General features: G+C 60.3%; 21 protein-coding genes. 15 read left to right on the top strand and 6 right to left on the bottom strand.

Features of this window, described 5'->3' with window-relative positions:
* Positions 1 to 635: 635 nt before the first annotated feature.
* Positions 636 to 2126 carry a lipopolysaccharide biosynthesis protein gene (locus tag AC1DY7_RS11805; RefSeq protein ID WP_477493871.1) on the top strand — a complete coding sequence of 497 codons (1491 nt, stop codon included), beginning with the start codon at positions 636 to 638 and terminating at the stop codon, positions 2124 to 2126.
* A 33-nt stretch (positions 2127 to 2159) separates the two neighbouring features.
* On the opposite strand, the gene AC1DY7_RS11800 is transcribed toward AC1DY7_RS11805, so the two are convergent.
* Entirely contained in the window at positions 2160 to 3290 is a 1131-nt protein-coding gene (locus AC1DY7_RS11800) for a glycosyltransferase family 4 protein (RefSeq protein WP_477493870.1), read from the bottom strand.
* A gap of 531 nt (positions 3291 to 3821) precedes the next feature.
* On the opposite strand from AC1DY7_RS11800, the gene AC1DY7_RS11795 reads away from it, so the two are divergent.
* The 5 genes from AC1DY7_RS11795 (at position 3822) to AC1DY7_RS11775 (ending at position 9627) form a co-directional block, all read left to right on the top strand.
* A complete protein-coding gene (locus tag AC1DY7_RS11795; protein ID WP_477493869.1) occupies positions 3822 to 4832 on the top strand; it encodes a class I SAM-dependent methyltransferase in 1011 nt (336 codons plus the stop codon).
* 153 nt (positions 4833 to 4985) lie between these two features.
* Entirely contained in the window at positions 4986 to 5876 is an 891-nt protein-coding gene (locus AC1DY7_RS11790; RefSeq protein ID WP_477493868.1) for a polysaccharide pyruvyl transferase family protein, read from the top strand.
* Positions 5877 to 5893: 17 nt separating this feature from the next.
* A complete protein-coding gene (locus tag AC1DY7_RS11785) occupies positions 5894 to 7066 on the top strand; it encodes a glycosyltransferase family 4 protein (RefSeq protein WP_477493867.1) in 1173 nt (390 codons plus the stop codon).
* A 346-nt stretch (positions 7067 to 7412) separates the two neighbouring features.
* On the top strand, positions 7413 to 8243 hold the full coding sequence (locus AC1DY7_RS11780) for a glycosyltransferase family 2 protein (RefSeq protein ID WP_477493866.1): 831 nt from the start codon (positions 7413 to 7415) through the stop codon (positions 8241 to 8243).
* Between the two features lie 55 nt (positions 8244 to 8298).
* Entirely contained in the window at positions 8299 to 9627 is a 1329-nt protein-coding gene (locus tag AC1DY7_RS11775) for an O-antigen ligase family protein (RefSeq protein ID WP_477493865.1), read from the top strand.
* A gap of 123 nt (positions 9628 to 9750) precedes the next feature.
* Here AC1DY7_RS11775 and AC1DY7_RS11770 read toward each other — a convergent pair whose 3' ends face one another.
* From AC1DY7_RS11770 to AC1DY7_RS11755, 4 genes are all read right to left on the bottom strand, one after another.
* Entirely contained in the window at positions 9751 to 11463 is a 1713-nt protein-coding gene (locus AC1DY7_RS11770) for an AMP-binding protein (RefSeq protein ID WP_477493964.1), read from the bottom strand.
* Between the two features lie 100 nt (positions 11464 to 11563).
* Positions 11564 to 13111 (bottom strand): sugar transferase, encoded by a 1548-nt coding sequence (locus AC1DY7_RS11765; RefSeq protein ID WP_477493864.1) that lies wholly within the window; start codon positions 13109 to 13111, stop codon positions 11564 to 11566.
* A gap of 1013 nt (positions 13112 to 14124) precedes the next feature.
* Positions 14125 to 14757, bottom strand: coding sequence for a GAP family protein (locus AC1DY7_RS11760; RefSeq protein WP_477493863.1), 633 nt, complete (start codon positions 14755 to 14757; stop codon positions 14125 to 14127).
* Between the two features lie 7 nt (positions 14758 to 14764).
* Complete coding sequence (locus tag AC1DY7_RS11755) at positions 14765 to 15301, bottom strand: arsenate reductase/protein-tyrosine-phosphatase family protein (protein WP_477493963.1); 537 nt, start codon at positions 15299 to 15301, stop codon at positions 14765 to 14767.
* 113 nt (positions 15302 to 15414) lie between these two features.
* Here AC1DY7_RS11755 and rfbA point away from each other — a divergent pair, with 113 nt between their 5' ends.
* The 8 genes from rfbA (at position 15415) to AC1DY7_RS11715 (ending at position 24261) form a co-directional block, all read left to right on the top strand.
* On the top strand, positions 15415 to 16284 hold the full coding sequence (gene rfbA / locus AC1DY7_RS11750) for a glucose-1-phosphate thymidylyltransferase RfbA (protein ID WP_477493862.1): 870 nt from the start codon (positions 15415 to 15417) through the stop codon (positions 16282 to 16284).
* Positions 16284 to 17282 (top strand): dTDP-glucose 4,6-dehydratase, encoded by a 999-nt coding sequence (rfbB, locus tag AC1DY7_RS11745; RefSeq protein ID WP_477493861.1) that lies wholly within the window; start codon positions 16284 to 16286, stop codon positions 17280 to 17282. The genes rfbA and rfbB overlap by 1 nt, the downstream gene beginning before the upstream one ends.
* Positions 17283 to 17284: 2 nt before the next feature.
* The gene (locus AC1DY7_RS11740; RefSeq protein WP_477493860.1) at positions 17285 to 18718 is read left to right on the top strand and encodes a sugar nucleotide-binding protein; all 1434 of its coding nucleotides are present in this window, start codon (positions 17285 to 17287) and stop codon (positions 18716 to 18718) included.
* Between the two features lie 145 nt (positions 18719 to 18863).
* A complete protein-coding gene (locus AC1DY7_RS11735; RefSeq protein ID WP_477493859.1) occupies positions 18864 to 19265 on the top strand; it encodes a hypothetical protein in 402 nt (133 codons plus the stop codon).
* Positions 19266 to 19341: 76 nt separating this feature from the next.
* Positions 19342 to 21195: a DUF4012 domain-containing protein gene (locus AC1DY7_RS11730; protein ID WP_477493858.1), complete on the top strand. Its 1854-nt coding sequence runs from the start codon at positions 19342 to 19344 to the stop codon at positions 21193 to 21195.
* 163 nt (positions 21196 to 21358) lie between these two features.
* Complete coding sequence (locus AC1DY7_RS11725; RefSeq protein WP_477493857.1) at positions 21359 to 22723, top strand: tyrosine-protein kinase domain-containing protein; 1365 nt, start codon at positions 21359 to 21361, stop codon at positions 22721 to 22723.
* 34 nt (positions 22724 to 22757) lie between these two features.
* A complete protein-coding gene (locus tag AC1DY7_RS11720) occupies positions 22758 to 23765 on the top strand; it encodes an isopenicillin N synthase family dioxygenase (protein WP_477493856.1) in 1008 nt (335 codons plus the stop codon).
* Positions 23766 to 23778: 13 nt separating this feature from the next.
* Positions 23779 to 24261 carry a flavin reductase family protein gene (locus AC1DY7_RS11715; RefSeq protein ID WP_477493855.1) on the top strand — a complete coding sequence of 161 codons (483 nt, stop codon included), beginning with the start codon at positions 23779 to 23781 and terminating at the stop codon, positions 24259 to 24261.
* Here AC1DY7_RS11715 and AC1DY7_RS11710 read toward each other — a convergent pair.
* Positions 24258 to 24419, bottom strand: coding sequence for a hypothetical protein (locus AC1DY7_RS11710; RefSeq protein ID WP_477493854.1), 162 nt, complete (start codon positions 24417 to 24419; stop codon positions 24258 to 24260). The genes AC1DY7_RS11715 and AC1DY7_RS11710 overlap by 4 nt on opposite strands.
* A 301-nt stretch (positions 24420 to 24720) precedes the next feature.
* Here AC1DY7_RS11710 and AC1DY7_RS11705 point away from each other — a divergent pair, with 301 nt between their 5' ends.
* On the top strand, positions 24721 to 24942 hold the full coding sequence (locus tag AC1DY7_RS11705) for a hypothetical protein (protein WP_477493853.1): 222 nt from the start codon (positions 24721 to 24723) through the stop codon (positions 24940 to 24942).
* Positions 24943 to 24966 lie beyond the last annotated feature (24 nt).

The raw sequence follows: 24966 nt of genomic DNA, 5'->3' as shown, positions 1-24966 counted from the left end.
CGTGCAGTGATCCCCCTGGAGCCCCACTTCACGCATCGAGGGGGCTGCGGTGCCCGGCACCTGAGTCTGGTGTGTACCGCATGAGATGACACCGAGTAAACACAGTATCGCCGGGAAGATGCGCGGGATGGTGATTCGAAATAGCGTCCCACTTTGCATGCGCCGAATCGTTTCACGCGTTGAGCACGGCGTCTACTCGCTCAGTGCGGGGCGCCGGCGGTATTCATTTGTCGCTAGGCTGTCAGTGATGTAACTCTGTTGAGGTGTCCAATCCAACTAGGGGGGTTGGACTTTCACAGCAATATCCCGGAAACGCGCCGGTATTATCTGACCGGATCGATCCGTCGATGATGGGAATCGAGTGGCTGAGATGTCTTCATGGACCCACCCGTGAGCGCAAAACGTACCGTCACAATCGGCTGTATATAATGAGCCATCACTTCAGGGCTGCGGATACATCTCGCGCCTGGTTAGCTCTCTTCAGTGCGCCGATGCTGGGCCGGGTCTCCGCCGCGACGGACCCCGGAACGCGACTTCCTACGAGGCAGGATGACGTCCCATCCATAGGAGTAGAGACATCGACGTAAATCGACCCCGCGTTCGCTGCGCCGACGTCACGAAGCAGGGTGACTCGGATGTCTCAACCCACTGAGCAGATGCGTGCCACCTCCGCGACAAGGGCCGGAGCGGTCACCATCGCCGGCCAGCTCATCAAAGCTCTGGTACAGCTGGTGGGTCTGATCGCGTTTTCTAGGCTCCTGAGTCCTTACGAAATCGGACTGATCGCTATGTTGGCGGTCTTTGTCATGCTCGGAGAACTGCTCCGTGATTTCGGGTTGTCCCAGGCCGCAATCCAGACGTCCAAGTTGACGCATGGCCAAGCCAGCAACCTCTTCTGGACCAATACGCTTGTCGGAATCACCATGACAGCAACGCTGTCGCTGGCCGCACCAGCGGTAGCGCGCATGTATAGCGAGCCAGTGCTGCGGGACATCGCTCCGTTCGTTGCACTCGCGTTTACGATCAATGCGCTGCAAGCCCAGTTCCAGGTCAGGCTGGCCCGCGACTTTCGTTTCGTCGCGTTGACGATCACCGATACGACATCTCAAGTTATCGGTCTCGCTGCCGGGATTGCCGCGGCGGTGGCTGGGGCCAGCTACTGGTCGCTCGTCGTCCAGATGTTGGGTGTCTACGGATCACTGCTGATTTTGCGCGCGGTTGTCACCCGTTGGTGGCCTGGGCGACCACGTCGCGAGCCGGGCATGAAAGCACTCTATGTGTTTGGCATCCATTCTGGCGCTTCCCAATTGATCAACTACGCGGCCTCCAACACCGACAGCTACCTGATTGGCATGCGCTGGGGGGCTGGTCCACTCGGTCTCTACAACCGGGCCTTTCAAATATTCTCTGTTCCTGCGAACCAACTTCTGGCGCCGCTGACGAATGTCGCTCTGCCGCTGTTGTCTCGGAAACACCACGAAGGCAACGACTTCTACCCGCTACTGTGGAAGGCGCAAGTCGTTCTCTCGGCATCTCTGTTGTTCGTCTTCACGTTGACAGCGTCGCTCGCAGAGCCGTTGGTACAACTTGTGCTCGGGCCGAAATGGGTCGAATCTGCACCACTGCTAGCGATCCTGTCTATAGGCGGCGCAGCGCAAGTCCTAAGCTACGTGTCGTACTGGGCCTTTCTTGCATCTGGTAACGCGAAGCAATTATTTTACTTCAGCCTCGTCACAAAACCGATCCTTGTCGCCTGCATTCTCATCGGATCGATCGGCGGAGTCCAGGGCGTCGCTTGGGGATTTGCTGTAGGACTGGCGATCTCGTGGTTCGTCAGTCTCGTTTGGCTACACCGTTGCGACGAGATGCCCGCTTGGAAGTTCTTGCGAACTGGGCTTCACGTACTGTCGTGCGGTTTTGTGGCAGGCGGCGCCGTGCGTTGGGCTGTCACGCAGTGGGACGCGGGCTCAACCGTGGTGAGTCTTCTCGGCGGCCTTGCGGTTGGCGGGTTGGTTTACTTTCCTCTGCTCCTACTGAGCGGACCGACGCGAAAACTGTTGGCAGACGTTCTGGGTCGCGTCCTCACCAAGTCCACGCCGACGCGTCGCCGTGGCGGACGGCGTTGAGTTGCAGACTGCACAACTCGTAGGGTCAGTTTGTTATTGGACCACTGATGGTTCGTTGACCGAACCTGCCGTCACTGCCTCATAGACCGCAGCGAAACCGGCGGCCATCGATGACGGCGAGAACTGTTCCCGCCCGAACTCCCACGCCTCACGTCCGGCTTTGTGGCAGTCCGCGGGGTTGTTGAGGAGTTCAACCAGAGCTCTGGCGTACTCACTCGTGTCGAAAGGACTCACTGCGTTTGTCCGATGCGGCAAGAATTCGCGCATCTCATCGATATGAAACGCGAGGATCGGACGCGAGTGCGAGTACGCATCCAGGACTACCCCGGACTGTGTCATCGATGTATACGGGGTGAGGACGAGTGCCGCTTCGCGGAAGTACCGCTCCACTGCGTGCTCCTCGATAAAATGGTCGTCCAGACGAACATTGGGACATGCTGCAATCCGAGTGAGAAGCTCGTCTGTCACATCCTTGGACGGCTGCCCGGCGACCGTGATTTCGATGCTCGGGTCGAGTCGGTGGACCTCGTTGAAGATGTCCGGATACATTTTGCAGCCCTTGTAAAGGTTCAATCGTCCGAACACCAGAGCGCGTTTGGAGGCGCGGGGACCGGCGGTCTCATAGTCCTTCCACCGCTTGAGGCCCAGAGGCGATCGGGCCACGAGGCACTTCGGTCTGAGCACCTGCTGTGTTTGAGATCGTGCTGTCTCGGAGTGAACGATGATCGCGTCGAGCTGACGCTGAACGACCTTGTGGTAGGCCACAACTCCTCGCTGAACCGAGTCTCCCTGGTGTCCAATCGGATCGTGGAATGTATGCACCCATCTCGTGCGGATACCCCGCCATCTCACTTGTTGCAGAAGCAAGTAGTTCCAAGCGTGCTTGTTGACGAAGTGAACAACATCAGGACGCACACGCTGAATTAGCTCAATCACGATATCGAGGGATTTTTTTGATGACCACAGAGACGAGAAGGAAGGGCGTGGAGTTGCTGGCGTGCTGACGACGAGGTTTCGAGGTCCCAGTTCGTAGATAGTTCGTAAGTTCGTGGAACCAGCAGTCCAAACATCATGTCCGAGGGCCGTGAGCTCATCGCCGGCGCTATAAAGGTACTTCTGCATCGTGGGCAGAGTCGAAAATGAGATGAGCAGTACCTTCGCCATTTCTTGGGTCCCTTCAATCTGGCAAGTACCCGCTCGGCTCGCATATGTAGATCGCCTATCGTGATCTATCAGCGCAATGCGATCAGAGCTGGACGCCTATGCGCATCACTTTATGGGGTGCATCGTTCGATCGCGACTCTGATTGAGAAAATTCGACATGCTGCCGAAAGCAAAAATGCGGATAGAAAATAGCTGCAAGCTATCGGTGTCGCCAATAGTCCACGATAGGAATCCGCAAGCGTGGTCAGGGTGTGTGCTGAGGCGGCTGAAACCACTTGCGTAATCACTGAGGGGCCACCGTCATGGCGCATTGCGTGTCGTCACAACTTTCGCCCCGGAGGCAACCGGGATACTCTCCACCCGAGACGCTATTGGGATACGCTGCTCCCTTAGTGCCTTCCGTTGAGCAAGTCACCGCCAGGCGTCTCATGATGTGTTGTGGGACAGTAGTTTTGACGCAACATGGAGTCACGCAACCCAATCGTTCTCGCCAATCCAAGCTAGGCTCCACGCGAGCGGACCGACGGCTAAATGAACCGCCGCTTGCTTAATCCAGGAGGGTCGTTGAAGGTTTTCTCCAAGCAGATGGCTGAGCGGCTTGCGCCCGCCGTCGATCTGCTGATTTCGCCGCTTGTGTTCTTGTGCGCGGTCGTTCTCGGGCTGGTGCGGCGAGCAGGAGTTGAGCGTCTCCCCAAGAGCAAGTCGATGCTCATTCGAGCCGGCTGCTTTCCGCTTCTGGATCACTACTATGAACCGGCTTTTAACAACGAGTCGGTGCGAAGCCTGCTCGCAAAGGACAGGCCGCTACCTGGCATCGACTGGAATGTGGCCGATCAACTTGGCCTATTGGAGTCATTTTCGCACGACAGCGAATTGGATAGTTTGCCTAGGCATAGTGCACCCGGCTATGACTACTATCTGGAGAACAGTTCTTTCGAGTCTGGAGACGCCGAGTACTGGTACAACTTGATCCGACTGAAAAAGCCGAAGCGGATCATCGAAATCGGCAGCGGATTCTCGACGCGCCTCGCTCGACGTGCACTCGCGGCGAACCTGGCCGAAGATCCGAGCTACAGCTGCCAGCATGTGCTCATCGAACCTTACGAGCACGACTACCTAGAGAAACTGGGTGGCAATGTCACGGTGATCCGCGAAAAGGTCGAAGACTGCGACTTCGGGATTTTTGACGATCTCGACGAAGATGACATCTTGTTCATCGATTCGTCGCACGTCATCCGCCCTGGCGGCGACGTGGTCGTGGAGTATCTCGACATCCTCCCCAGGCTGAAGCCTGGCGTGATAGTCCATATCCACGATATTTTCTCGCCGAAGGATTACCCCGCTGAGTGGCTAGTCGACGAAGTGCGTTTCTGGAACGAGCAATACATAGTTGAGGCGTTCTTGACATCGAACAAGGACTGGAAAGTGCTGGGCGCTCTCAACTTTCTGCGTCACAACCACTTCGATCGACTGAAGGCAAAGTGCCCGTATCTGACCGAAGATCGGGAGCCGGGATCGTTGTACATCCAGAGGGTTGGGTGAGCGGTGCGCCGGCCGGGGAGGTGCAGTTCCCCGGAAGTTCTCACTCCCTCGCCTACGGCCGATCACTGAGGGGCGCTTGGAAGCAAGTTGGCTGCTTCCTAACCGAGGAATCGTGACGCTGCGCGTGAGCGAGCTTGAGTCGGACGATCGCGCATGAAGCTCTTCTGGTGGTCCCCGCGTAGAGATTTGCGCGCTGCTTGGGTAGAGATGAGATCCAACTCCGCGACGTGGGTTCGTTTGCGCGCCAGCGGTGGCAGACTACTGTCGAACTTTGGCGATGAAATGTCGCCACTGATTTTTCGTTCGTTCGGGTATCACGTCACGTGGGCTTCCCTTGACTCCGCTGAAGTCACAGGCATCGGATCTATCCTCGACTTGTATACGTGGGCACGCAAACCGACTTGCTCGGTCGTATGGGGATCGGGCTTGCGTTCTGCCCCGACGACGGAATCGCGTGAAGCCGTATTGCGGTCGGTGGGAACGTTCGTAGCTGTCCGCGGGCCTCGGACGCGAGACGCTCTAGGGCTGCCGCTGAGCACGACGCTCGGTGACCCTGGGCTACTCGCCCCTGCTCTGGTCGAAGGATTCAAGTTTCGGCGCGGGTCGCGCCCAGTCGTGGTCCCGCATTATCGAGTCTGGGCGAATTCGGAGTCGCGGGGGCACTTGAAAGCATTGGCTGCGGATGGGTGTGAGGTCGTCCTGCCCAACGAGCACCCGATAAAAGTCGTACGTGCGATCGGGGATGCTTCGATCGTCTACACCTCGAGTCTGCATGGCTTGATCGTCGCCGATGCGCTCGGTGTGCCGGCTGCGTTGCTCAGGTTCTCGGAGCCACAGCTCTCCGGCGAGCCCGAATTCAAGTACGCAGACTATTTTGAGAGTGTGGGATCGTCTCCGTACTGGATCGACACCCACGACATCGCCTCTGCGCCAAAAGTATTACTTGACAAGATCGAGGCGGAGTCAGAAGTTCGGCAGCGGTCGGCCGGTATTCTCAGATCGGCACTCGAGGAGTCCGTTTCTTCACTTTCGGGCCTGCTGTGAACGCCGGTCCAACGGAAGTGACCAGGGTCCTTCTGATCTCGCCGTTCTCTCCGCTGCAGGCTCACGATCATGCGGCCGCTGACTACATGGCGCCGCTGGCTCACGAACTCGGCAAGCTTGTCGAGTTGCACGTGTACGCGCCTACCGCCGACAAGACTCAATGTTCTGTGGTCGGCGGCGTCAACTATCACGCCGCATCACCGGTGCGAGAAAGCGTGGCTGCAGCTGCAGGACTGTACCCCTATCATTTCCGGGCATCTTGGAGCAGGCAATCAACGCGTGAAGCGCTTCGGGTCGCGAAGCAGGTCGATCCTGATGTCGTGCATATGGAATACATTCACCCCGCAGAAGCGGCGCTGGCAATTCGAGATATCCCCACGACAGTTACGTTGCACGACTTGGGCACCCGCGCGTACCGCCAGGCCATTCGTTCTCCTTGGTATACGCCACGTGGAGCCTTCAACCGTGTAGAACTCAAGCGGTTTGGGTTTTGGGAGCGAGCCGCTATTCGTCGCGCCGCGCATGTGTTCACCCTGTCCGAGAGTGATAGGAACGACGTGGTGCATTTGACGCAATCGTCGTCCGCGCCCCGGATTGGGATCTCTCTGGACGTGCCGGCTTGGACGTGCGCGGAGCGAGAGGCTCCGGTTTTGCTTTTTGCGGGCGCCATGTGGCGGCCTGCGAACGTGCTTGCTGCCGAGTATCTCGCGAATGAGGTCTTGCCTCTCGTTCGGCGAGAGCACCCCGACGCCGTCCTACGGATCGTGGGCGCGCGACCACGGGACTCGGTCCGGGATCTTGTTCGTATCCCGGGAGTACAAGTCGTCGGGGCGACCGATGACTATCACGGCGAGTTCGGACGAGCAGACGTTGTTCTCGCTCCTTCGATGGTTGAGGCCGGTGTGCTGCTGAAAGCACTGCATTCGCTCGCAGCGGGTGCGCCGACGGTGCTGAATTCACTGGCTGCGCGAGCACTGGTGGGCCTCGACTGGGGCAAGGAGGCACTCGTCTCGGACGACGCGGTGGGCACGGCAGAAGCAGTATCACGAGTTCTCGCCGACCCGACTTTCGCACGTACCGTCGGAGCGGCAGGCCGGCGATTCGTCGAGAAGCACCATTCGTGGACCTCTTATGCCCAGGAGTACGCGCGCGTCTTCAGCGATCTGGCTGCAAAACACGCGGCTCGTTGATGTCGCGCCAGGAGGAAGATCCAGGGTGGCAGTACGCCGAATGGAAACATCGGGACAGTGCGGACGCGGGGCCGTCGTTGTCTATTCCGAAGTGCCGCGCCGGGAGGCAAGAAAATGTGAAAATCGAATGCTTCCCTCCGTGTGTCACACCGCATCTACATCCCCTATCCTGAAGTGAATCTGAGCTACTCGTGGCTATTCACCCGGAATCGTTTGGAGCGCCTGTCATCTTGACAAATCTGAAATTGAGTGGAGATGGGCATAGCGATCGAACGGCCGCGTCCGGCACACCCGCCCGCCAGCTCAGCCGAAGCGGGATTGGCTTGTCGGTTCAATGAACACTCCGGTGGCCATCGTGGTCGGGTTCCGCTCGCAGGCGGTGATAGCCGAATGCATAAACGCTCTGCTGGCAGTCCCGGAACTGCGCGTATTCGTATGGGACAACTCGCCCGACACCGCGACACGATCGGTCATCGAGAAGATCGCGAGCGGTAGGGTCGCAGTTTTGTCGGACGGTCTGAACCACGGCTTCGGTGGAGGGGTCAACCGTGCTGTCGCTGCCGCACGCGCAGCGACAGCAGATGACATCAATCTCCTTGTGGTCAATCCGGACTGTGTGGTTACTCCGCGCGTAGTCGAGCGCCTCAATACTCGCGTCAACGCGGACGACGTCGGGATGGTGGCTCCGAGGATGCGGTATCCGGATGGTCGCCTCGGTTTCGCCGGGGGCCCTTGGCCGTCGCTGCTGAAAGAGGTTGCTGCTGCGACTCGTTTGGATGATCTGCTACCGACTGGATTGCGGAACAAGATCATTGCTGGCGGCGGACGAGTTCTGGGAAAGCGGAACACGCTGGCGGACAGCCTGCGGGAAGGGCCCGAATTGGAGGTTGATTGGGTTTCTGGTTTCTGTTTTGCGATCCGGTACGAACTATTTTCGGACGTCGGCGGCTTCGACGAGGATTATTTTCTTTACTACGAAGACGTCGATCTGGCACGTCGGGTGAATGCGCGGGGCTACCGCAACATCGTTCTTCGCGACATAGATGCTCTTCATTACGAAAGCACCTCGACGCGAGGCGTGGGGAAATCGAAAGTGTATTGGCAAGGTTTTGCGACGTATTGTTCGAAGCATAAGTCGAGAAACGCGGCTCGGATAGCAAGTTTGATGGCTTCTTGAGCACGCATTGGGGTGCGGCCTCGACATGGTCCAAGGGTCGAAGGGTAGCGATGCCATGACCACTGTCTACATTCTTGCGGTGGTGTTTGCGCTGGTCGTTGCGCGTGGGTTGCAGAAGAATGCTCAAGGTAGCGCGGCGATCACCCTGGTCTTCATCGTCGCAGTGTGCTACTTGGCCCCGGTGTATCTCTTTTATCTAGGCGACGTGCACAAGCACGTCGATATTGCCCCGTCTTCGGTCGGCGTGACTTCGGTGATGATTGCCGTGGTTACGGCACTGCTCATCAATCTTGCAGGCCGTATGCACTGCCCGGGAGCTTGGCTTCTCGCACCGGCCGCAATTTGGCTGGTTGCCGGGACTTGGCTGTCGTGGGGTCGATCGGACGAACACGACGCTGGCCTCGCGCACCTCGGTGTCGGCTTTGCGGCGTGGCTCGTCGGAACTTCGTGCGCTTACGCCTTACGCGCCGATCCGCGTGAACGCGAGCGTGCTGCCATGTATCTGACGGGACTGCTCGGGATACAGGCCGTGGTGGTCATCGCGCAAGCGATCGGGTTTGACATCAACCCGATGAGCGCTGAGGAGCTTGCCCTCCTCGAGGGGCGATACAACGGCCTTCTGAATCACCCAGGCCAGCTTGCGAATGCAACGTTGATGATCTTTGTTCTTATTCTTGCCCTTCGTGATTCGGCAGCTTCTTGGCGGAGCGGACGCACTTCGCTGATTTTCGTGCTCGTGATGGGAATCTGTATCGGAGCGGGAAGCCGTGCGCAGATTCTCGGAGCTCTTGTATTGCTGATGGGTTGGGCGTTCTTCGCCTATGGACAGAGGGCTCCGAGGGGAAAGAGGTTCGGAGCGTTGGGTATCGGGATAGTTGGGTTGCTTGCCAGCTATCCGGTATTGCAGAAACGGTTCGAGGAAGATCCGACCGGTGGCGGTCGCAGCGTTCTTCAGGACATCGGGCTGCAGGCTGTCATGGACCATCCACTGGTCGGGGTGGGCCCGAACAGTTATGTCAGTGTCATCGGGCTGTCAGACGCCCTTACCGCCTCGGGTGTACCAGTGCACAATGCATTCCTGCTGGCAGCGGTGGAGGTGGGTGTAGTGGGTGCAATTGCTCTGTGGCTACCCGTACTCTGGACGTTCATTCGCGGATTTCGCCTGCGCAAGGAAGTCGGTATCGTCCAAGTACCAGCCGCGGCCGCGGCAGCTTTTTTCGTTCCGTTCGTCATCAGCACCTTTACGGGCTGGGGTCTGTTATCTGATCCGCTGTATGGCCTTCTGATGTTGATCATGGGGGCGACATACGCTCTTATGCTCCCGCTTAGCGGCGACGAGAAAGTGCTGCAACCAGTAGTTCTGCAGCGTCACGCTCGATTCTGATGCAAGCATTGCCGCCAGGCTCTCACTTGAACGGGCACCGTCCAGCGCTCCGCGGCGTGTGTGTCACGGCACGCATTCGTTCCCGAACACGGCGAAACCACTGACCGCCGACAAGGTCACGGTTTAGGCGTCGAGCCGCACGAACTGCCCCTGCCGATGTTGGTCGATGCACGCAGCCCGGCGGATCTTGCCGCTCGTCGTGGTGGGGATCGAACCAGGAGCCACCAGTACGATATCGGCGACGTGCAGTCCGTGCGCGCGTGAAATCGCAGCTGTCACATCGTTTCTCACCATGGCCAGATCCCCCGAGTCGTCGAGTTTCTTCAACTCGATGACGGTGACCAGTTTCTCGGTCTGCTCGTCGGGCACGGCAATGGCAGCGACCCGCCCGCGGGTGATCTGCTGGACGGTGGCCTCGATGTCCTCGGGGTAGTAGTTGCGGCCTCGCACGATCAGCATGTCCTTGATGCGCCCCACGATGAAGAGATCACCCTCGGAGATGAAGCCCTGATCGCCGGTTCGTAGCCAACCCGCGTCAGGGGTGCCCGCAGGAGCCTCGATCAGCGTCGCGCCGAACGCCGACCCGGTCTGCTCGGGTTTACGCCAGTAGCCCGCAGAGACGTTCTCTCCGTGGGTCCAGATCTCACCGATGGTGCCGTCCGAGCACGACCGGCAGGTATCGGCGTCGACGATCCGCACCAACGGCGAGACGGGCATCCCGTACCGCACCAGAGGCAGCCCCCCTGGACTGCGGACCGCGCTGCCTGCGGCCAGCGCGGCAGGGTCGAAGTCGACGGCATCGGATGCACGGTTGTTGTTGCCGCTGGCGACGAAGACCGTCGCCTCCGCGAGTCCGTAAGAGGGCACCACCATCTCCGGCCGGAAACCCACCGGTTTGAAGCACTCGTTGAACTTCACCAGTGTCGACGGGTGAATCCGTTCGGCACCATTGATGATGCCGACGACTCCGCTGAGATCGAGGCGCTTGAGATCGGCGTCGGTGGTTCGTCGCGCGGTCAGATCGAAGGCGAAGTTGGGCGCCGCCGACCACGCGTACTCGGGCTGCGACATCGTCTCTACCCAGCGCACCGGATTGGTCAGGAACGCGATCGGACTCATCAGGAGCGCGGGTTGTCCCGAGAGGATGGGCCCCACGATTCCCAGCATCAGGCCCATATCGTGGTAAAAGGGCAGCCACGACACCAGTTTCGAGGTCAGGGGCAGCACTCCTGCGAAGTCGGCGAAGTAGTCGGCCATGAGTTGTTCGAAGTTCGCCAGCAGGTTCCGATGGCTGATCATGACCCCGGCCGGCAATCGGGTCGAACCCGACGTGTACTGCAGGTAGGCGGTATCCGGGCCGTCGGCCGGATCTGCATTGGGAGGCACCGGCCCGTCGAGGTCGAGGGTGTCAACGGATACCACCGCGACCACGGCAGCCCCGTCGTCGACGTACTGGGTGGCCAGGTGAGCAACGGGGGAGGTGGTGAGCACCACCACCGGCGATGTGTCGGCCACGACGGCGCTGACCCGCTCATCGTGGGAGCCGGGCACCGGAACCGACAGGGGAACGGCGATGAAGCCGGCCTGCATGGCTCCTAGGAAGGCGACGATGTAGTCCAAACCCTGGGGCGCGATGATCAGAGCCCGGTCTCCGGGTGACCCGTACTGCTCGAACTCCAGCGCCGCGTTGACGGTGCGGCGGTGTACCTGCGCCCAGGTCAGCGTTTCCGGGACACCGGCCGGGTCGACGTCGTAGTCGGTGAACGTGAAGGCCTCGGCGTCGGGAGTCGCGATGGCGCGTTCCTGCAGCAGGGTCAGGATGGACGCGTTCGGCATGGTGGTCAGGCTACTCAACGACTCGGTCATCCTGTGGTGGGTGTCTGCCGGTTCCACGCCCACAGGATGACCGAGATGTTTCTGGTCCAGTCGAAACTCGCTAGCGGCCGGACCTCTCGCGATAGAGAACAACCGCGCGGAACGTCCGAATCACGATTTTGATATCTAGCCAGAGGGACCAATTCTCGATATAGAAGTTGTCGTATCGCGCTCGGTCGAATATTGACGTATTCCCCTTGAGTCCGCTGACCTGGGCAAAGCCGGTAAGTCCGACCTGAACCCGGTGGCGGTAGGCATACCGGTCGACTTCATCGGAGAACTGCTTCACAAAATGTGGCCGTTCTGGGCGGGGCCCCACCACGGTCATGTCGCCGCGGAAAATATTCCAAAGTTGAGGCAGCTCGTCAATTGAGGTGCATCGCAGGAATCGGCCAACAGCGCCAACTCGGTTGTCGGAGGCGACATTCCACCGAGTCTGGGACTCGGCCTCGTTCGCTGGACGCATCGAACGGAATTTGAGCAGCTCGAACTGCTTGCCGTCACGACCGACTCGAACCTGCTTGAAGATGACGCCGGGACCGCCTTCTATCCGAACCGCGAGCGCGGCGGCAGCCAACACCGGGGTCAGCACCATGAGCGCGATCGACGAGACGACGATGTCGAACACTCGCTTGATCACGCGGGTGGGTCCTTGCAGATTGGGATTACGGATCCGCATGATCGGGATCGAGCCGATCTGGTCGGCCATACCAGTCTGAGTGTGAAAGTGATGCATCCGCGGGACGATCAGCAGCTCCGCTGTCAAGCATTCTTTGGTTCGAACGGCCGTCATCAAAGCGCGCTCCTCAAAGGCGCCGTCGGCAATGAGGAGCGTGTCTGCACCGGAAGTCACTACTGCCATGTCCAAGTCCGCGACGCGGCCGAGGCGAGGAAGATGCTGTTCGGCTGGGCACAGGTCGCAGTCGTCGACAAATCCCTCGACTCGCAGTCCGTATTCGGGATGCTCGGCAAGAGTGCGCGCGAGTTCGGCGGCCGCCGGCCCTCCGCCGATGAGGACGGTGTTGTGCCTCGTCAGCCCCCGCCGGCGGCTAGCCGCGATGGCGCGCGTCGTGATCACGCGGCCAACGACAACGAGAGCGATAGCCTGCGCTGCCGTCTCGAGAAACGTCAGGACTGAGATCTTCTGGTGCGTATAGAGAATTGCCGTCGCAACAACTGCGGTGGCAGCCAACAGTCGGGTGAGGATGGTCGGCAGCTCGTCCAAGACGCTGAGGTGCAGTGGCGCCGTGTATTTGGTGCCGCCGGTGAGGAGCAGCATCCCAAGGACAGCCAACGCAATCATGGAATAGATTTGCGGCGGCCGCCAAGCCAGCGGGGCCAACATCATGGCGCAATCAACGACTGGCACCACCATGTATCCACGGATACGACTGAGAAACGGTCGGCTGGGTGCCGTCTTGTCGATGGCCCGGACGGAAATATCGGCGGTCGGCTGCGGCGCCATTCGGGTTGTCGGCACCACGATTCGGTCCCAACCCATCCGCGCCACCTCGGCTGCGCCCGCGGTCAGCTTCTTAACCGCCTCGTCGGCTCTCGGGGTTTTCCCAGCATCAGCGGTATTCGTAAAGGCGTCAGCTACGTCCGTCACTTGCCTGTCCGTTCGAAGTCAGCAAACATTTTGGCCTCCGCAGAATTTCTGAAATATCGACGCTAAAGCTGGTATTGCACTGACGGCACCGTCAATTCGGGCAATGTTTCGTGGGTGTGCGCGTGACAGTGAACGCCGTTGTCCGCTATCGCTGAGGCTGCGTCGCCGGTTCCTGTAGAAGGTTTGCTGAATTGCAAAGAAGGTGCGCGATCAAATACGAGGCTCTTGAGTGCGTCTTCCGCCATGCAACTCTCATCCTTTCTGCAGTTCAGGAGGATACTAACGGCCGTATGCGGCGTTTGCACAGTGAATTATTGACGAGCACGCTAAAAATTTTGGATCTACCCTTCTGCACTGTCCAGATACGCGTAAAACCGCAGGTCGGACAGCGATATTCGTTGTCGTCCGAACGTACGATTTTCGTTGAAATCGGCGAGTCTCGATTGTCCCGAATCGACGAAAACGACTAACTTCGAGTTTGCTGTATTTGCATTGTTGTTCGATAATTGCGCCGCATATGTTTCCGTTTTGAAGCAGATGTCGCCGTTAGCCGCGATAGCTCGATGCCTGCAGGTGTGTCGACCATCCCGAGTTGCTTATCTGTGTGCGGCAAACAAGCGGCTGGAGTGTCCGGGCCGGATGCGTGGTTGCTTTATCCCTTGTGCGACAGCCCTCTTGCCTGATTGGCGCCGAATTGTGTGCATCCGCCGTCTCCGTTGTGGCGACGCCAGGCAACGTGGGCGGCCGTGCGTTGCGCTGTAGCTATTGATCTTGACTGTGGGATAGCTGTGCGGCCAACACAGTTGCCGCCACTGCTTCATCGGGAAAGTGCGGGCCCGACGGTGGGTTGCAGGCGGTCGTCGCATCGGCCACACCACAAGTAGCGGGATGCCTGTGGTGCTCTGCCGAGCGCAAGTGGGCCTCTGATGCTGGGATGAACGAGAAGTAAATTCTCGAGCGGCGGCCATGCCGATCCAAGGAACCCCCACGGATCCGGCTCCCCATGGCCCAGCTCAGATTCCCAGCAGGCCCGCGACGAGAAGTACCACTCCGACGACTGACAGGAGCACGGCGACTTCCCTGCGCTTCCGGCCGCGTATCCAGTCGTTCAGGGCACTCATAGCGGCGCTGGTCTGAGTTGGCGCGATCAGATAGGCGATCAGTGGGATCTCCACCAGTCCAAATGCCACGACATTGAACGAGACGACCGCGCCCAACTGAACTGACGGATCGGTCCCTGACGACGCGATGAGGGCGAGGGCCGCCAGATAGTCCACCGATGGGAGAGCGATCCCCAATCCGGCACAGCCAGCGACCCAGAGCGACTGGCCTTCCAGCGCTCGCGTCAGCCAGGCCGGAGGCGTCCTCGCCTTCCCCGGTGTAACTGCGATCACGAGCGCCGCGACGATCGCCAAGGCTCCGATTGCGATCTGCACGCGGGGCAGCGTGAAGTGTGCCTGGGGCAACCGCCCGCCGATCGCGAATAACAACGTGACGCCTACGGCCAGTCCCATCGCGAAACCGCCAGCAAGAAATGCAGCGAGTTGCAGGTGAGGGCGTGGGCGCTTCAGCATCACCACTGACATGCCGATGCGGAAGGGTTCCAGGCTGACCGCAACGGCCATGACGAAGAGGGTGAGCCACATGTGGCGCTTAGTCGCCGCTCGCCGAAGCGGACCGCCGGCACAGCTCGAGGATCGGTGGCAGTAGTGCGGCGATCCGTGATCCGACCTCGTCGAAGTACGCCGGGCTTTGTCCGATGGGGTCTGGAATGTCGGCAACAGCGCGACCTGCAAGTCGTGGACGCAGGACGGCCAGGTCCGCGACGGTTGGTAATTCGTCCGCAGTCGCCAGTAGAGCGGCCTCGCCAAGCGTGAAGGTTCTGCGAAATTGCCGCGGCGCGAGTTCCAACACTGCGTTGAGGTGCGCTGTGGTCATCGTGAGGACCAAGTCGGCGCGGTTGGCTATAGGCGGTGTCAACTGTCGAGCCGCGAAATCGCAGGGATCACCGCCCAAGTCCCTGAGAACACGCGCAGCTTCGGCGTGCATCGGATGTCCGATGACAGCGCGGGTACCTGCACTGGAGGCCGCGAAATTCGGGATCTGAAGTTCTGCACCCAGCGCCTCGGCGAGCCGGTCAGCGGTCGGGGATCGGCAAATATTTCCGGTGCAGACGAATAGGACGTGCAGATCGACTCCCGGTTCAGCTCTGGTGCGCGGTGCGGATTTGCTGCTGGTAGCGATGTGGATCCAGTCGCGCTACAAAGTTAGCCCACCGGCCCACGCTGTGCCACGATGGCCGCGTGAAAGGGATAATCCTGGCTGGTGGTTCGGGAACACGTTTGTACCCAATCACCATGGGGGTGTCCAAGCAGTTGATCCCCGTCTACGACAAGCCGATGGTGTACTACCCGCTGTCGACGTTGATGTTGGCCGGTATCCGGGACATCCTGGTGATCACCACCCCTCACGACGCAGCCAGTTTCGAGCGCTTACTGGGGGATGGTTCGCGATTCGGTGTGTCGATTACGTACGCACAGCAGCCCTCACCAGATGGGCTGGCTCAAGCGTTCACGATTGGTGCCGAATTCCTTGGCGCGGAAAGCGTTGCGCTCGTACTTGGAGACAATTTGCTATACGGCCCTGGTTTGGGTTCGCAACTTCAGGCGTTCAACGACGTGGATGGTGGTGCCATCTTCGCGTACTGGGTCGCGGAGCCCGCTGCGTACGGCGTCATCGAATTCGATGCGCAGGGAACCGCGGTGTCGCTGGAGGAGAAGCCGAAGTCTCCCAAGAGCAACTACGCCGTCCCGGGTCTGTACTTCTATGACAATGACGTGGTGTCGATGGCGAAAGTCCTCAAGCCCAGTGCGCGCGGTGAATACGAGATCACTGATATCAACCGCACCTACCTTGAGCAGGGTCGGTTACACGTGCAGGTGTTGCCTCGGGGTACCGCGTGGTTGGATACCGGGACATTTGATCAGATGACCGATGCCGCCGAATTCGTTCGCACCATGGAGCGGCGCACGGGCTTGAAGATCGGAGTTCCCGAGGAAATCGCCTGGCGGCAAGGATATTTCACCGATGATGACTTGCGTGAGCGTGCTGAGCTGCTGGTGAAGTCGGGCTACGGGACCTACTTGCTGGGTCTGTTGGACAGAGGGCACTGATGGCGCGATTGCTAGTCACCGGTGGCGCAGGGTTTATCGGCTCCAACTTTGCGCACTACGTCGTTGCGCACACCGACCACCACGTGACGGTGCTGGACAAGCTCACCTACGCGGGTAACCGAGAGTCGTTGGCGGGTCTACCGGATGATCGACTGTCTTTCGTCCTCGGCGACATAGCCGATGTCGCACTGGTGGACGGTTTGGTTGGATCGGTCGACGCCGTGGTGCATTACGCAGCAGAGTCTCACAACGACAACTCCTTGAGCGATCCGCATCCCTTCCTGCACACGAACTTGGTGGGTAGCTTCACGATCTTGGAGGCCGCCCGCAGGCATGGGGTTCGGCTGCACCATATTTCAACGGACGAGGTGTACGGCGACCTGGAACTCGACGACCCGTCCAGGTTCACCGAGGCAACTCCGTACAACCCGTCCTCGCCCTACTCATCAACCAAAGCGGGCAGCGACCTGATGGTCCGCGCCTGGGTTCGATCCTTCGGCGTTCACGCCACAATCTCCAACTGCTCCAACAACTATGGGCCTTACCAGCATGTCGAGAAGTTCATACCTCGCCAGATCACCAACATTCTGCGGGGTATCCGCCCCAAGTTGTACGGCGCGGGCCTGAACGTGCGGGACTGGATCCATGCCGATGACCACTCATCGGCTGTGCTCGCCATCCTGGACAATGGCCGTAGCGGTGAGACCTATCTCATTGGCGCTGATGGCGAACAGAACAATAAGACTGTCATCGAGATGATCCTCAAGCTTATGGGCCAACCGGGCGACGCATACGACCACGTCGTCGACCGTGCGGGTCACGACCTGCGCTACGCAATCGATTCCTCCAAATTGCGAGCCGAACTCGGCTGGGAGCCGCGCTACCGCGACTTTGAGACTGGGCTGGCGGAGACCATCCAGTGGTATCGCGAAAACGAAGCCTGGTGGGCGCCCAGCAAGGACGCGACCGAGGCCTTCTACGCCCGTCTAGGGCAGTGACCGTGACTGAATATGGAAAAGCACTACGTGCCAACGTAACCCCGATTCCAGGCCTGACGATCTGGGACCTCCCCGTCCATGGTGACAACCGCGGATGGTTCAAGGAGAACTGGCAACGCGAGAAGATGATGGCCGCAGGGCTTCCCGACTTCAGACCGGTGCAGAACAACGTGTCGTCCAATGACGCAGTGGGAACTACCCGCGGCATCCACGCCGAGCCATGGGACAAACTGGTATCCGTCGCCGCAGGGCGGATTTTTGGCGCGTGGGTCGACCTGCGATCCGGTCCCACTTTCGGGGCAGTGTTCACGGCCGAGCTCGATCCGTCCCGTGCGGTGTATGTACCGCGCGGCGTCGGCAATGCCTTTCAGACCCTTGAGCCGAATACTGTTTACACCTATCTGGTGAACGATCACTATTCACCTGAGGCTTCTTACACGTCAGTCAATCTCGCGGATGAAACACTCGCGATTGCCTGGCCGATTCCGCCGCAGAATGCAGAGTTGTCGGCTAAGGACCGCGTCCATCCGGCGCTGGTGGACGTCGATCCGGTTTTGCCACGCAAGACGCTGGTCCTCGGCGCGAATGGACAGGTCGGGCGAGCCCTGCGGAGCGCTTACGCCGACTTCCCTCACGTGGACTTCGCCGGACGGGCGGAACTGGACCTGTCCCTCGCCAACTTCGACGATGCGTTCCGGTGGCAGGACTACGACACCATCATCAACGCTGCCGCGTATACCGCAGTCGATGCGGCCGAGACCCCAGAAGGCCGCGGTGCCGCGTGGGCGACGAACGTGACCGGCTTGACGGCGTTGGCGCGTATTGCAGCTGAATACGGCCTTACCTTGGTGCACGTCTCCAGCGACTATGTCTTTGACGGCGCGACAGAACGGCCCTACCGCGAGGATGACCCCGTAGCCCCAGTGGGTGTCTACGGAACGACGAAGGCTGCCGGCGACCAGATTGTTTCGACGGTCCCAAAGCACTACATCGTGCGGACGTCCTGGGTGATCGGCGACGGACCCAACTTTGTCCGCACCATGGTGTCTCTTGCCGCGCGGGGCGTGAACCCGTCAGTGGTGGACGATCAGTTCGGCAGATTGACCTTCGCATCCGAACTGGCCGGTGCCATCCGCTTCTTGGTGGATCAGCGTGCCGAGCACGGCGTGTACAACGTGACGGGCTCCGGGCCGGTGACCTCATGGGCGGACATCGCCCGTCGCGTGTTTGCGCTGTCTGGCCATGACCCGGACCGCGTAGGTGGGGTGAGTTCCGAACAATACTTTGCCTCGATTGCACATCCAATCGCGCCACGGCCCCGAAATAGCGCATTAGACCTGGCAAAAGCGTATTCCGCGGGATATCAGGCGGCCGATGCCAGCGAGATGCTGGCAAGTTATGTATCCCGCGAAAACCCACTCCGCGGGCACGACTAAGCCGAGATAGCGGTCATTCAGCGGTAACATTCCGCCTAATTTGCTTGCACGTAGAAACATCCTCTCACCTGCAACGTTTCGTGTTGACAGAGCGCGTACAGTCTGCGATTCTTTATCCCAAGTTCCCTGACGGAAGGCCAGGAAAATGTCCGCTATCGCGACACGCTTTTCCCACGCAACAACTAAGTTTCAGGTGACTGCTGCAGCCTGCGCCGTCGCAGCCGCTGCCACGCTCACTCCGGCGATTGCCGCTCAGGCCGATATCGCCACCCCGGCACCACTTGCTCCGGTGACCCAGGTGCTGGACAACATCGCCCAAGACAACTGGCTGCAGAATCAGCTTTGGTGGATTGGTGAAGATCGTGTTCCCCCGAAGCCTTCATCTCAGGTGCTTGTGTTCAAGCCGCTCGCACTCATCCCGGGGTTCCTGAAGCCGATTTACAAGTCGATCACGGGCGGGCTCGACTTCCGGGTGTGCTTCCTTGGAGCCAGTGCCAAGATCGGGCCCTATGGCACCTTCACCGTGTCGTTCAGCAGGGGCTGCTAGTCCCGCCGAGTCGGCTAGTCGGGACAGTCATTTGTCCCGTTGATGTTGCAGCCCGGATTCCGGGCTGCAACCCGATATGGGAAGGCTACGTCCGCTGAGCCAATCTTCGAACAATGAAGATGACAATCCAATAGCGGACGTAGAGGACTCGTCGAGGTTCGAGCATTTTGGCGACCTACTGCGTCGACGTGAGACGAAGTTGATCGCTGCAGCGTTTCTTGTTGTTGTGCTTGCGCTGCTCGGTTGGCTTGGGTTCGAGGCCTACTCAGCCAAGGGTTCCCTAGAGCAAGCTCGCGCGGCAGCGCAGCAAACGAAGGATGCACTGGCCGACGGGCGCGTCGACGAGGCCCAGCGGTTCGCAGACTCGGCCCAATCTCATGCACAAGCCGCGAGCGATTCAACCCATTCGCTTCCATGGGGCATCGCTGCGGCGGTCCCGTGGGTGGGGAGCCCATTCGAGACCGGTAAGCAGATTTCGAACGTGGTCCTCGGTCTGGCAAGAGACGTTCTCAAGCCGTCGTCGCAAGTCGGCGCGGCCATTTCGCCCGACAAGCTGTTCGAAGGGTCGCGTCTGAACGTACGTCTTCTCCGCGACAACGAGCCGGCACTCAGCAGGATCTCCGCGGATGCGCGTCGTCTGGAAGCAGAGGCAGATGCGATCCCGCAACCTGCATATCTCTCGGTGCTCGGGAAGGCCCGCACGCAAGTCCAAACGCAGACCGAGAAGATTACCGCCCTGCTTGAAAACACCGCTCTTGCAGCTCGTTTGGCGCCTTCAATGATGGGCGCAGACGGTCCGCGATCATACTTCATGGGATTTCAGACCAATGCTGAAGCGCGGGGCACAGGCGGCATTCTCGGCGGATTCGGCATACTTCACCTTGACAACGGTGCACCCACCGTCGAGGCGCTGGGAGCCAACACCGAACTCAAGGGACCGTTCACGACTCTCGACCTCGGTCCGGAGTACACCGAGCAGTACGGATTTACCAACGCCAGCACAGATTTCCGCAACAGCAACCTCAGTTCGCATTTCCCGTACGCGGCCCAGATCTGGAAGTCCATGTGGGCGCAGCAGTCGGGAACGAATGTCGACGGCGCTATCGCCATCGACCCCGTCGCGTTGAGCTACATTCTTGGTGCCGTCGGGCCGGTGACGCTGGCCGACGGTGAGAAGATCACCAAAGAGAACGTGGTCGAGCTCACCGAATCAATTGCATATCAACGCTTCCCGACAGATCAGGTTGCGCGCAAGCAATACCTCCAAGACATTGCCAACGCAGTTGTGAAGAAAATGACGGGGCAGGTAGAGGCTCCGCGCCAGCTGCTCGACGCATTGGGCAGAGCCGTTGGCGAACGACGTATCGCGGTATGGAGCGCTTCGCCGACGGATCAGAAGATCCTCGAAGAGACCCCGCTTGCCCACACCATTCCGGAGGACTCCGCGCCGTACGCCGCGGTCGTGATCAATAACCTCGGCGGCAACAAGATGGATTACTACCTCCGGCGCGAAATCGAGTACGCGGCCGACGGTTGCTCGCAGGATCAGCGGAATACCACCGTCACGGTGAAGTTGAAGAGTGTGGCGCCGGATATGCCATTGCCCGACTACGTAGCATCGGCGGGCGGCGTCATTCCGAATCTGCCGTTCACGATGCCAAGCGGGTCGATGCTGACGTCGGTGCGCCTAGTTGCGACGAAGGACGCCAAGATCTTGAGCGCGTTCTCAAACGGCGAACGGGTACCGGTGTTCACAGGTACGGAGCGCGGGCATCCGACTTTCGAGATCCAGGTGGCTATTCCGCCGCGGCAGGCGGGCGAGCTAGTCTTCCGATTGTCGGAACCGACGGCGGCGGGCGCCCCGCGTGTTCCGGTGCAGCCCCTGATCGATAGCGTCGCTCCGATCGTTAAAGTGCCGGAATGCCCGTAATGGCCAACAATTGGTCATCAGGGGAAGAGCGTGACGGGCGGTCGCAGGTACAGGTAACTGGTTTGACACGGGTTGCACCGACAGCCGACGGTATGCTGCCCGAGCGTCAGAGTCCTGGCCGCAGGGCGTTGATACGCAAAAGATTTACGGCGAAGGGTTGGCGTTGAATCTACAAGATTTCCTGAAATTGATTCGGGCTCGATGGATTACCGTTTGTGCCTCGGTAATTGTTGCCGCTCTGGCTGCGGTAGCGGTCACTCTGCTAACGACTCCGCTATACCAAGCGTCGACTCGGCTGTTCGTGTCGGCTTCCAGTTCTTCGAGTGTTACCGATATCTACCAGGGCAACCGCTTCTCTCAAGAACGTGTCGTGTCCTACGCGCAGCTGCTCATGGGCGAGACGCTTGCTCAACGCACCATCGACAAGCTCGGCTTGGAAATGACCGCAAGTGAGTTGCAGGCCAAAGTCAAGGCAACAGCGAAAACGGGAACTGTGCTCATCGACGTGGCTGTCCTCGATGCATCGCCGGTCCGCGCGCGCGACGTAGCCAATGCGCTCTCCGACGAATTCGTGGTCATGGTCCGCCAACTGGAGACTGTAGAAGGTGGCGCAACGCCAGATGCCCGCGTAGTCGTGGAACAACGCGCCTCCGTTCCCGAAACACCGGTTAGCCCGAAGAAGACTCGAAATATCCTGCTCGGGCTAGCGGCAGGTTTAGCACTCGGTATCGGATTGGCCATCCTTCGAGACCTCCTGGACAACACCGTAAAGAGCAGAGAAGTACTAGAGGAGATCTCCGAGGTCGGGGTTGTAGGTGGAATTCAACTAGACAAGGAACGCCGAAAGACGCCACCGATCTTCTTCGGGAAAGACAACAGTGCCATTGCAGAGTCGTTCAGGAAGCTGCGTACCAATCTGAGTTTCCTCGCGGTCGACAACCCGCCGCGGGTCATCGTCGTCACTAGCTCGGTTCCGAACGAAGGAAAGTCGACTACCGCCATCAACATCGCTTTGGCGTTGGCGGAGAGCGGCAACAACGTCGCACTGGTCGACGGCGATATGCGCAGGCCCACTGTGCACAAGTACCTCGACTTGGTGGGCACCGTGGGGTTTAGCACGGTGCTTAGCGGTGCAGTGACATTGGACGAAGCTACGCAGCAGACGCAGTTCGACGGACTGACTGTGTTGGCGGCCGGCGCGACGCCGCCCAATCCAAGCGAGCTCCTTGCTTCGCAGGCAGCTAGCAAGATCCTTGCTGAACTACGTGCCCATTTCGACTACGTGATCGTCGACTCCTCACCTCTGCTCGCAGTGACCGATGCCGCAATACTTGCTGCGAACGCGGATGGCGCATTGATCATGGTGCGTTATGGCCAGACAAAGCGCGAGCAACTTGCGCAGGCTGTCGAGAGTTTGCACAGTGTCGGTGCGACGCTCCTGGGATCGGTCTTGACGATGATTCCCGCGAAGAACAGCTCGGCGTACGCGTACTCGTACAGCTACTACGGAGAATCCAAGCCGAAGTAAGCGGGCCGAGTTTGCGTTCAGCCTGAGCCAGACCATGGCCACCCAGCCGACCGGCAGGGAAGATGGTCCTGTGGTGTCTGTGCAGACGGCGTTGCCGGTCGTCGACCTCCGGGATGACCCGGAGGTCCTGCGGCGCACCCTCGGCCAGGTGGCCCACGAGGTCGGGTTCTTCTACCTCTCGGGCCACGGTGTCCCCGACGAACTGATCGACCGGGTGCTGACACAGTCCCGGCGGCTGTTCGCGCTGCCGCAGGAGTCCAAGGACGCCGTCGCGATGGTCAACAGCCCGCACTTCCGCGGTTACACCCGGCTGGGCGGCGAACTGACCGGCGGCGAGGTGGACTGGCGCGAGCAGATCGACATCGGTCCTGAGCGCACCCCACTGGCCGACCCGGCCGAGCCCTACCTGCGCCTGCAGGGGCCCAATCAGTGGCCGGCCGGACTGCCTGAACTGCCGGAGGTCATCGCCGAGTGGGACGCGGCGCTGTCCGAGGTCGGTCGAACTCTGCTGCGGCACTGGGCCGTTGCGCTCGGCAATCCCGAGGACGTCTTCGACGCGGCGTTCGCGGGCACACCGGCCACGCTCATCAAAGTGATCCGATATCCCGGTGGCGCGCCGTCCGGCCAGGGCGTCGGCGCACATCGCGACGCCGGGGTGCTGACCCTGTTGCTCGCAGAACCGGGCAGTGCGGGCCTGCAGGTCCGCACTGAAGCGGGATATGTCGACGTCGACCCGCTACCGGGAGCGCTCATCGTCAACATCGGCGAGATGCTGGAGATCGCCAGCGGCGGCTACCTGCGCGCCACCGAGCACCGTGTACGGATCCGCGACGCAGAACGCCTGTCGATCGCCTACTTCTTCAACCCGCGCCTCGATGCGCAGCTGCCCGTCCTGCCGCTGTCCGACGAACTGGCGGCCCAAGCCCGCGGAGTCACCGACGACCCCGCCAACGATCGCATCTACGCTGTTTACGGGCGTAATGCGTGGAAGAGCCGATTGCGTGCGCACCCTGATGTGGCCGCGGCGCACCGTTACGTGTGAAGATGGAAGTGTTATGAGTGACACAGAGCTGAGCCCGGCCTCCCTGCGTGAGGCATTCGGCCATTTCCCGTCCGGTGTCATCGCGATCGCCGCGGAAGTTGACGGCGTCCGGGTCGGCCTGGCGGCAAGCACCTTCGTTCCTGTTTCGCTGGATCCGCCGCTGGTAGCGTTCTGCGTCCAGAACAGCTCCGAGACCTGGCCCAAGCTCAAGGATCTGCCGTCGCTGGGCATCAGTGTCCTCGGCGAATCGCACGATCAGGCCGCCCGCACCCTGGCCGCCAAGACCGGCGATCGGTTCGAAGGCCTGGAAACCCACTCACACGAGAGCGGTGCGGTGTTCGTGCACGGCACCAGCGTATGGCTGCGCAGCACCATCGATCAGCAGGTGGAGGCCGGTGACCACACCATCGTGGTTCTCCAGGTCACCGACATCACCGTGCATGACGTGCCGCCGATCGTCTTCCACCGCAGCACGTTCCGCAAGCTCGGCGTCTAAGGACGCCCCGCAAGCTCCTCGCGGTAGGCAGCGATGCGCTGCTCGATCTCGGCCGCGTCGCTTGGACGGCTCTCCTTGCGGGCCAGCTCGGCGCGAGCCGTCAGCTCGCGTATCGCGTTGCGAATGTCGTTGACGCTGTTGGTTCCACTTAGTGTCATCGGGGCACCTTTCGTCGCTGATCGGACGGGTTACGGTCGCCCCATCAACCGTACGCCGGGTGTTGTCGGTTTGGCTCCCGCGAACGTTGGTTACCGCGCTATGTGAGCGTGTCGAAGTCGAGCGGTAATCAACGTTCGCACGCACCTGACGCGCTTCCCCTGATCGGGGGACAGCGACTTCATCCGGTGCATCCACCAGTCACCCGACAGATCCGGCGCGTGATCCGGGGCATTCTTATCTCAACGGCAAAACAAGCCGACAAGACAAGCCAAAGCCTCACTTACACAAAGGATTACAGATATGATCAAGAACATCGCACTCGGAATCTGCACCGCCGGCATCATCGGCGCCGGAGCGCTCGGCCTGGCCGGCACCGCCGCCGCAGCCACCACGACCACCAGCCCGACCGGCCCGGGCTACTCCTACAGCCCCGACACCTATGCCAAGCCCGCCCCCACCGCCAAGCCCGGCTGGCACAACAACCACGGCCCGGCCCGCATCGCCAACCTGCAGAGCCAGTAGGCCCGACAGCAGTGGGGGCCCCCC

This window comes from Mycobacterium sp. P2_H7, from assembly GCF_056403275.1.
The sequence above is the reverse complement of the archived record's forward strand: the minus strand, read 5'-3'. Positions and strand labels throughout refer to the sequence as shown.

Coding starts and splice junctions, on each gene's coding strand:
- AC1DY7_RS11760 (WP_477493863.1), bottom strand. CDS start 14,757: ATGTGGCTCACCCTCTTCGTCATGGCCGTTGCGGTCAGCCTGGAACCC.
- AC1DY7_RS11720 (WP_477493856.1), top strand. CDS start 22,758: ATGGCCACCCAGCCGACCGGCAGGGAAGATGGTCCTGTGGTGTCTGTG.
- AC1DY7_RS11775 (WP_477493865.1), top strand. CDS start 8,299: ATGACCACTGTCTACATTCTTGCGGTGGTGTTTGCGCTGGTCGTTGCG.
- AC1DY7_RS11805 (WP_477493871.1), top strand. CDS start 636: ATGTCTCAACCCACTGAGCAGATGCGTGCCACCTCCGCGACAAGGGCC.
- AC1DY7_RS11800 (WP_477493870.1), bottom strand. CDS start 3,290: ATGGCGAAGGTACTGCTCATCTCATTTTCGACTCTGCCCACGATGCAG.
- AC1DY7_RS11770 (WP_477493964.1), bottom strand. CDS start 11,463: ATGCCGAACGCGTCCATCCTGACCCTGCTGCAGGAACGCGCCATCGCG.
- AC1DY7_RS11790 (WP_477493868.1), top strand. CDS start 4,986: ATGAAGCTCTTCTGGTGGTCCCCGCGTAGAGATTTGCGCGCTGCTTGG.
- AC1DY7_RS11730 (WP_477493858.1), top strand. CDS start 19,342: ATGGGAAGGCTACGTCCGCTGAGCCAATCTTCGAACAATGAAGATGAC.
- AC1DY7_RS11705 (WP_477493853.1), top strand. CDS start 24,721: ATGATCAAGAACATCGCACTCGGAATCTGCACCGCCGGCATCATCGGC.
- AC1DY7_RS11795 (WP_477493869.1), top strand. CDS start 3,822: ATGAACCGCCGCTTGCTTAATCCAGGAGGGTCGTTGAAGGTTTTCTCC.
- AC1DY7_RS11735 (WP_477493859.1), top strand. CDS start 18,864: ATGTCCGCTATCGCGACACGCTTTTCCCACGCAACAACTAAGTTTCAG.
- AC1DY7_RS11715 (WP_477493855.1), top strand. CDS start 23,779: ATGAGTGACACAGAGCTGAGCCCGGCCTCCCTGCGTGAGGCATTCGGC.
- rfbB (WP_477493861.1), top strand. CDS start 16,284: ATGGCGCGATTGCTAGTCACCGGTGGCGCAGGGTTTATCGGCTCCAAC.
- AC1DY7_RS11710 (WP_477493854.1), bottom strand. CDS start 24,419: ATGACACTAAGTGGAACCAACAGCGTCAACGACATTCGCAACGCGATA.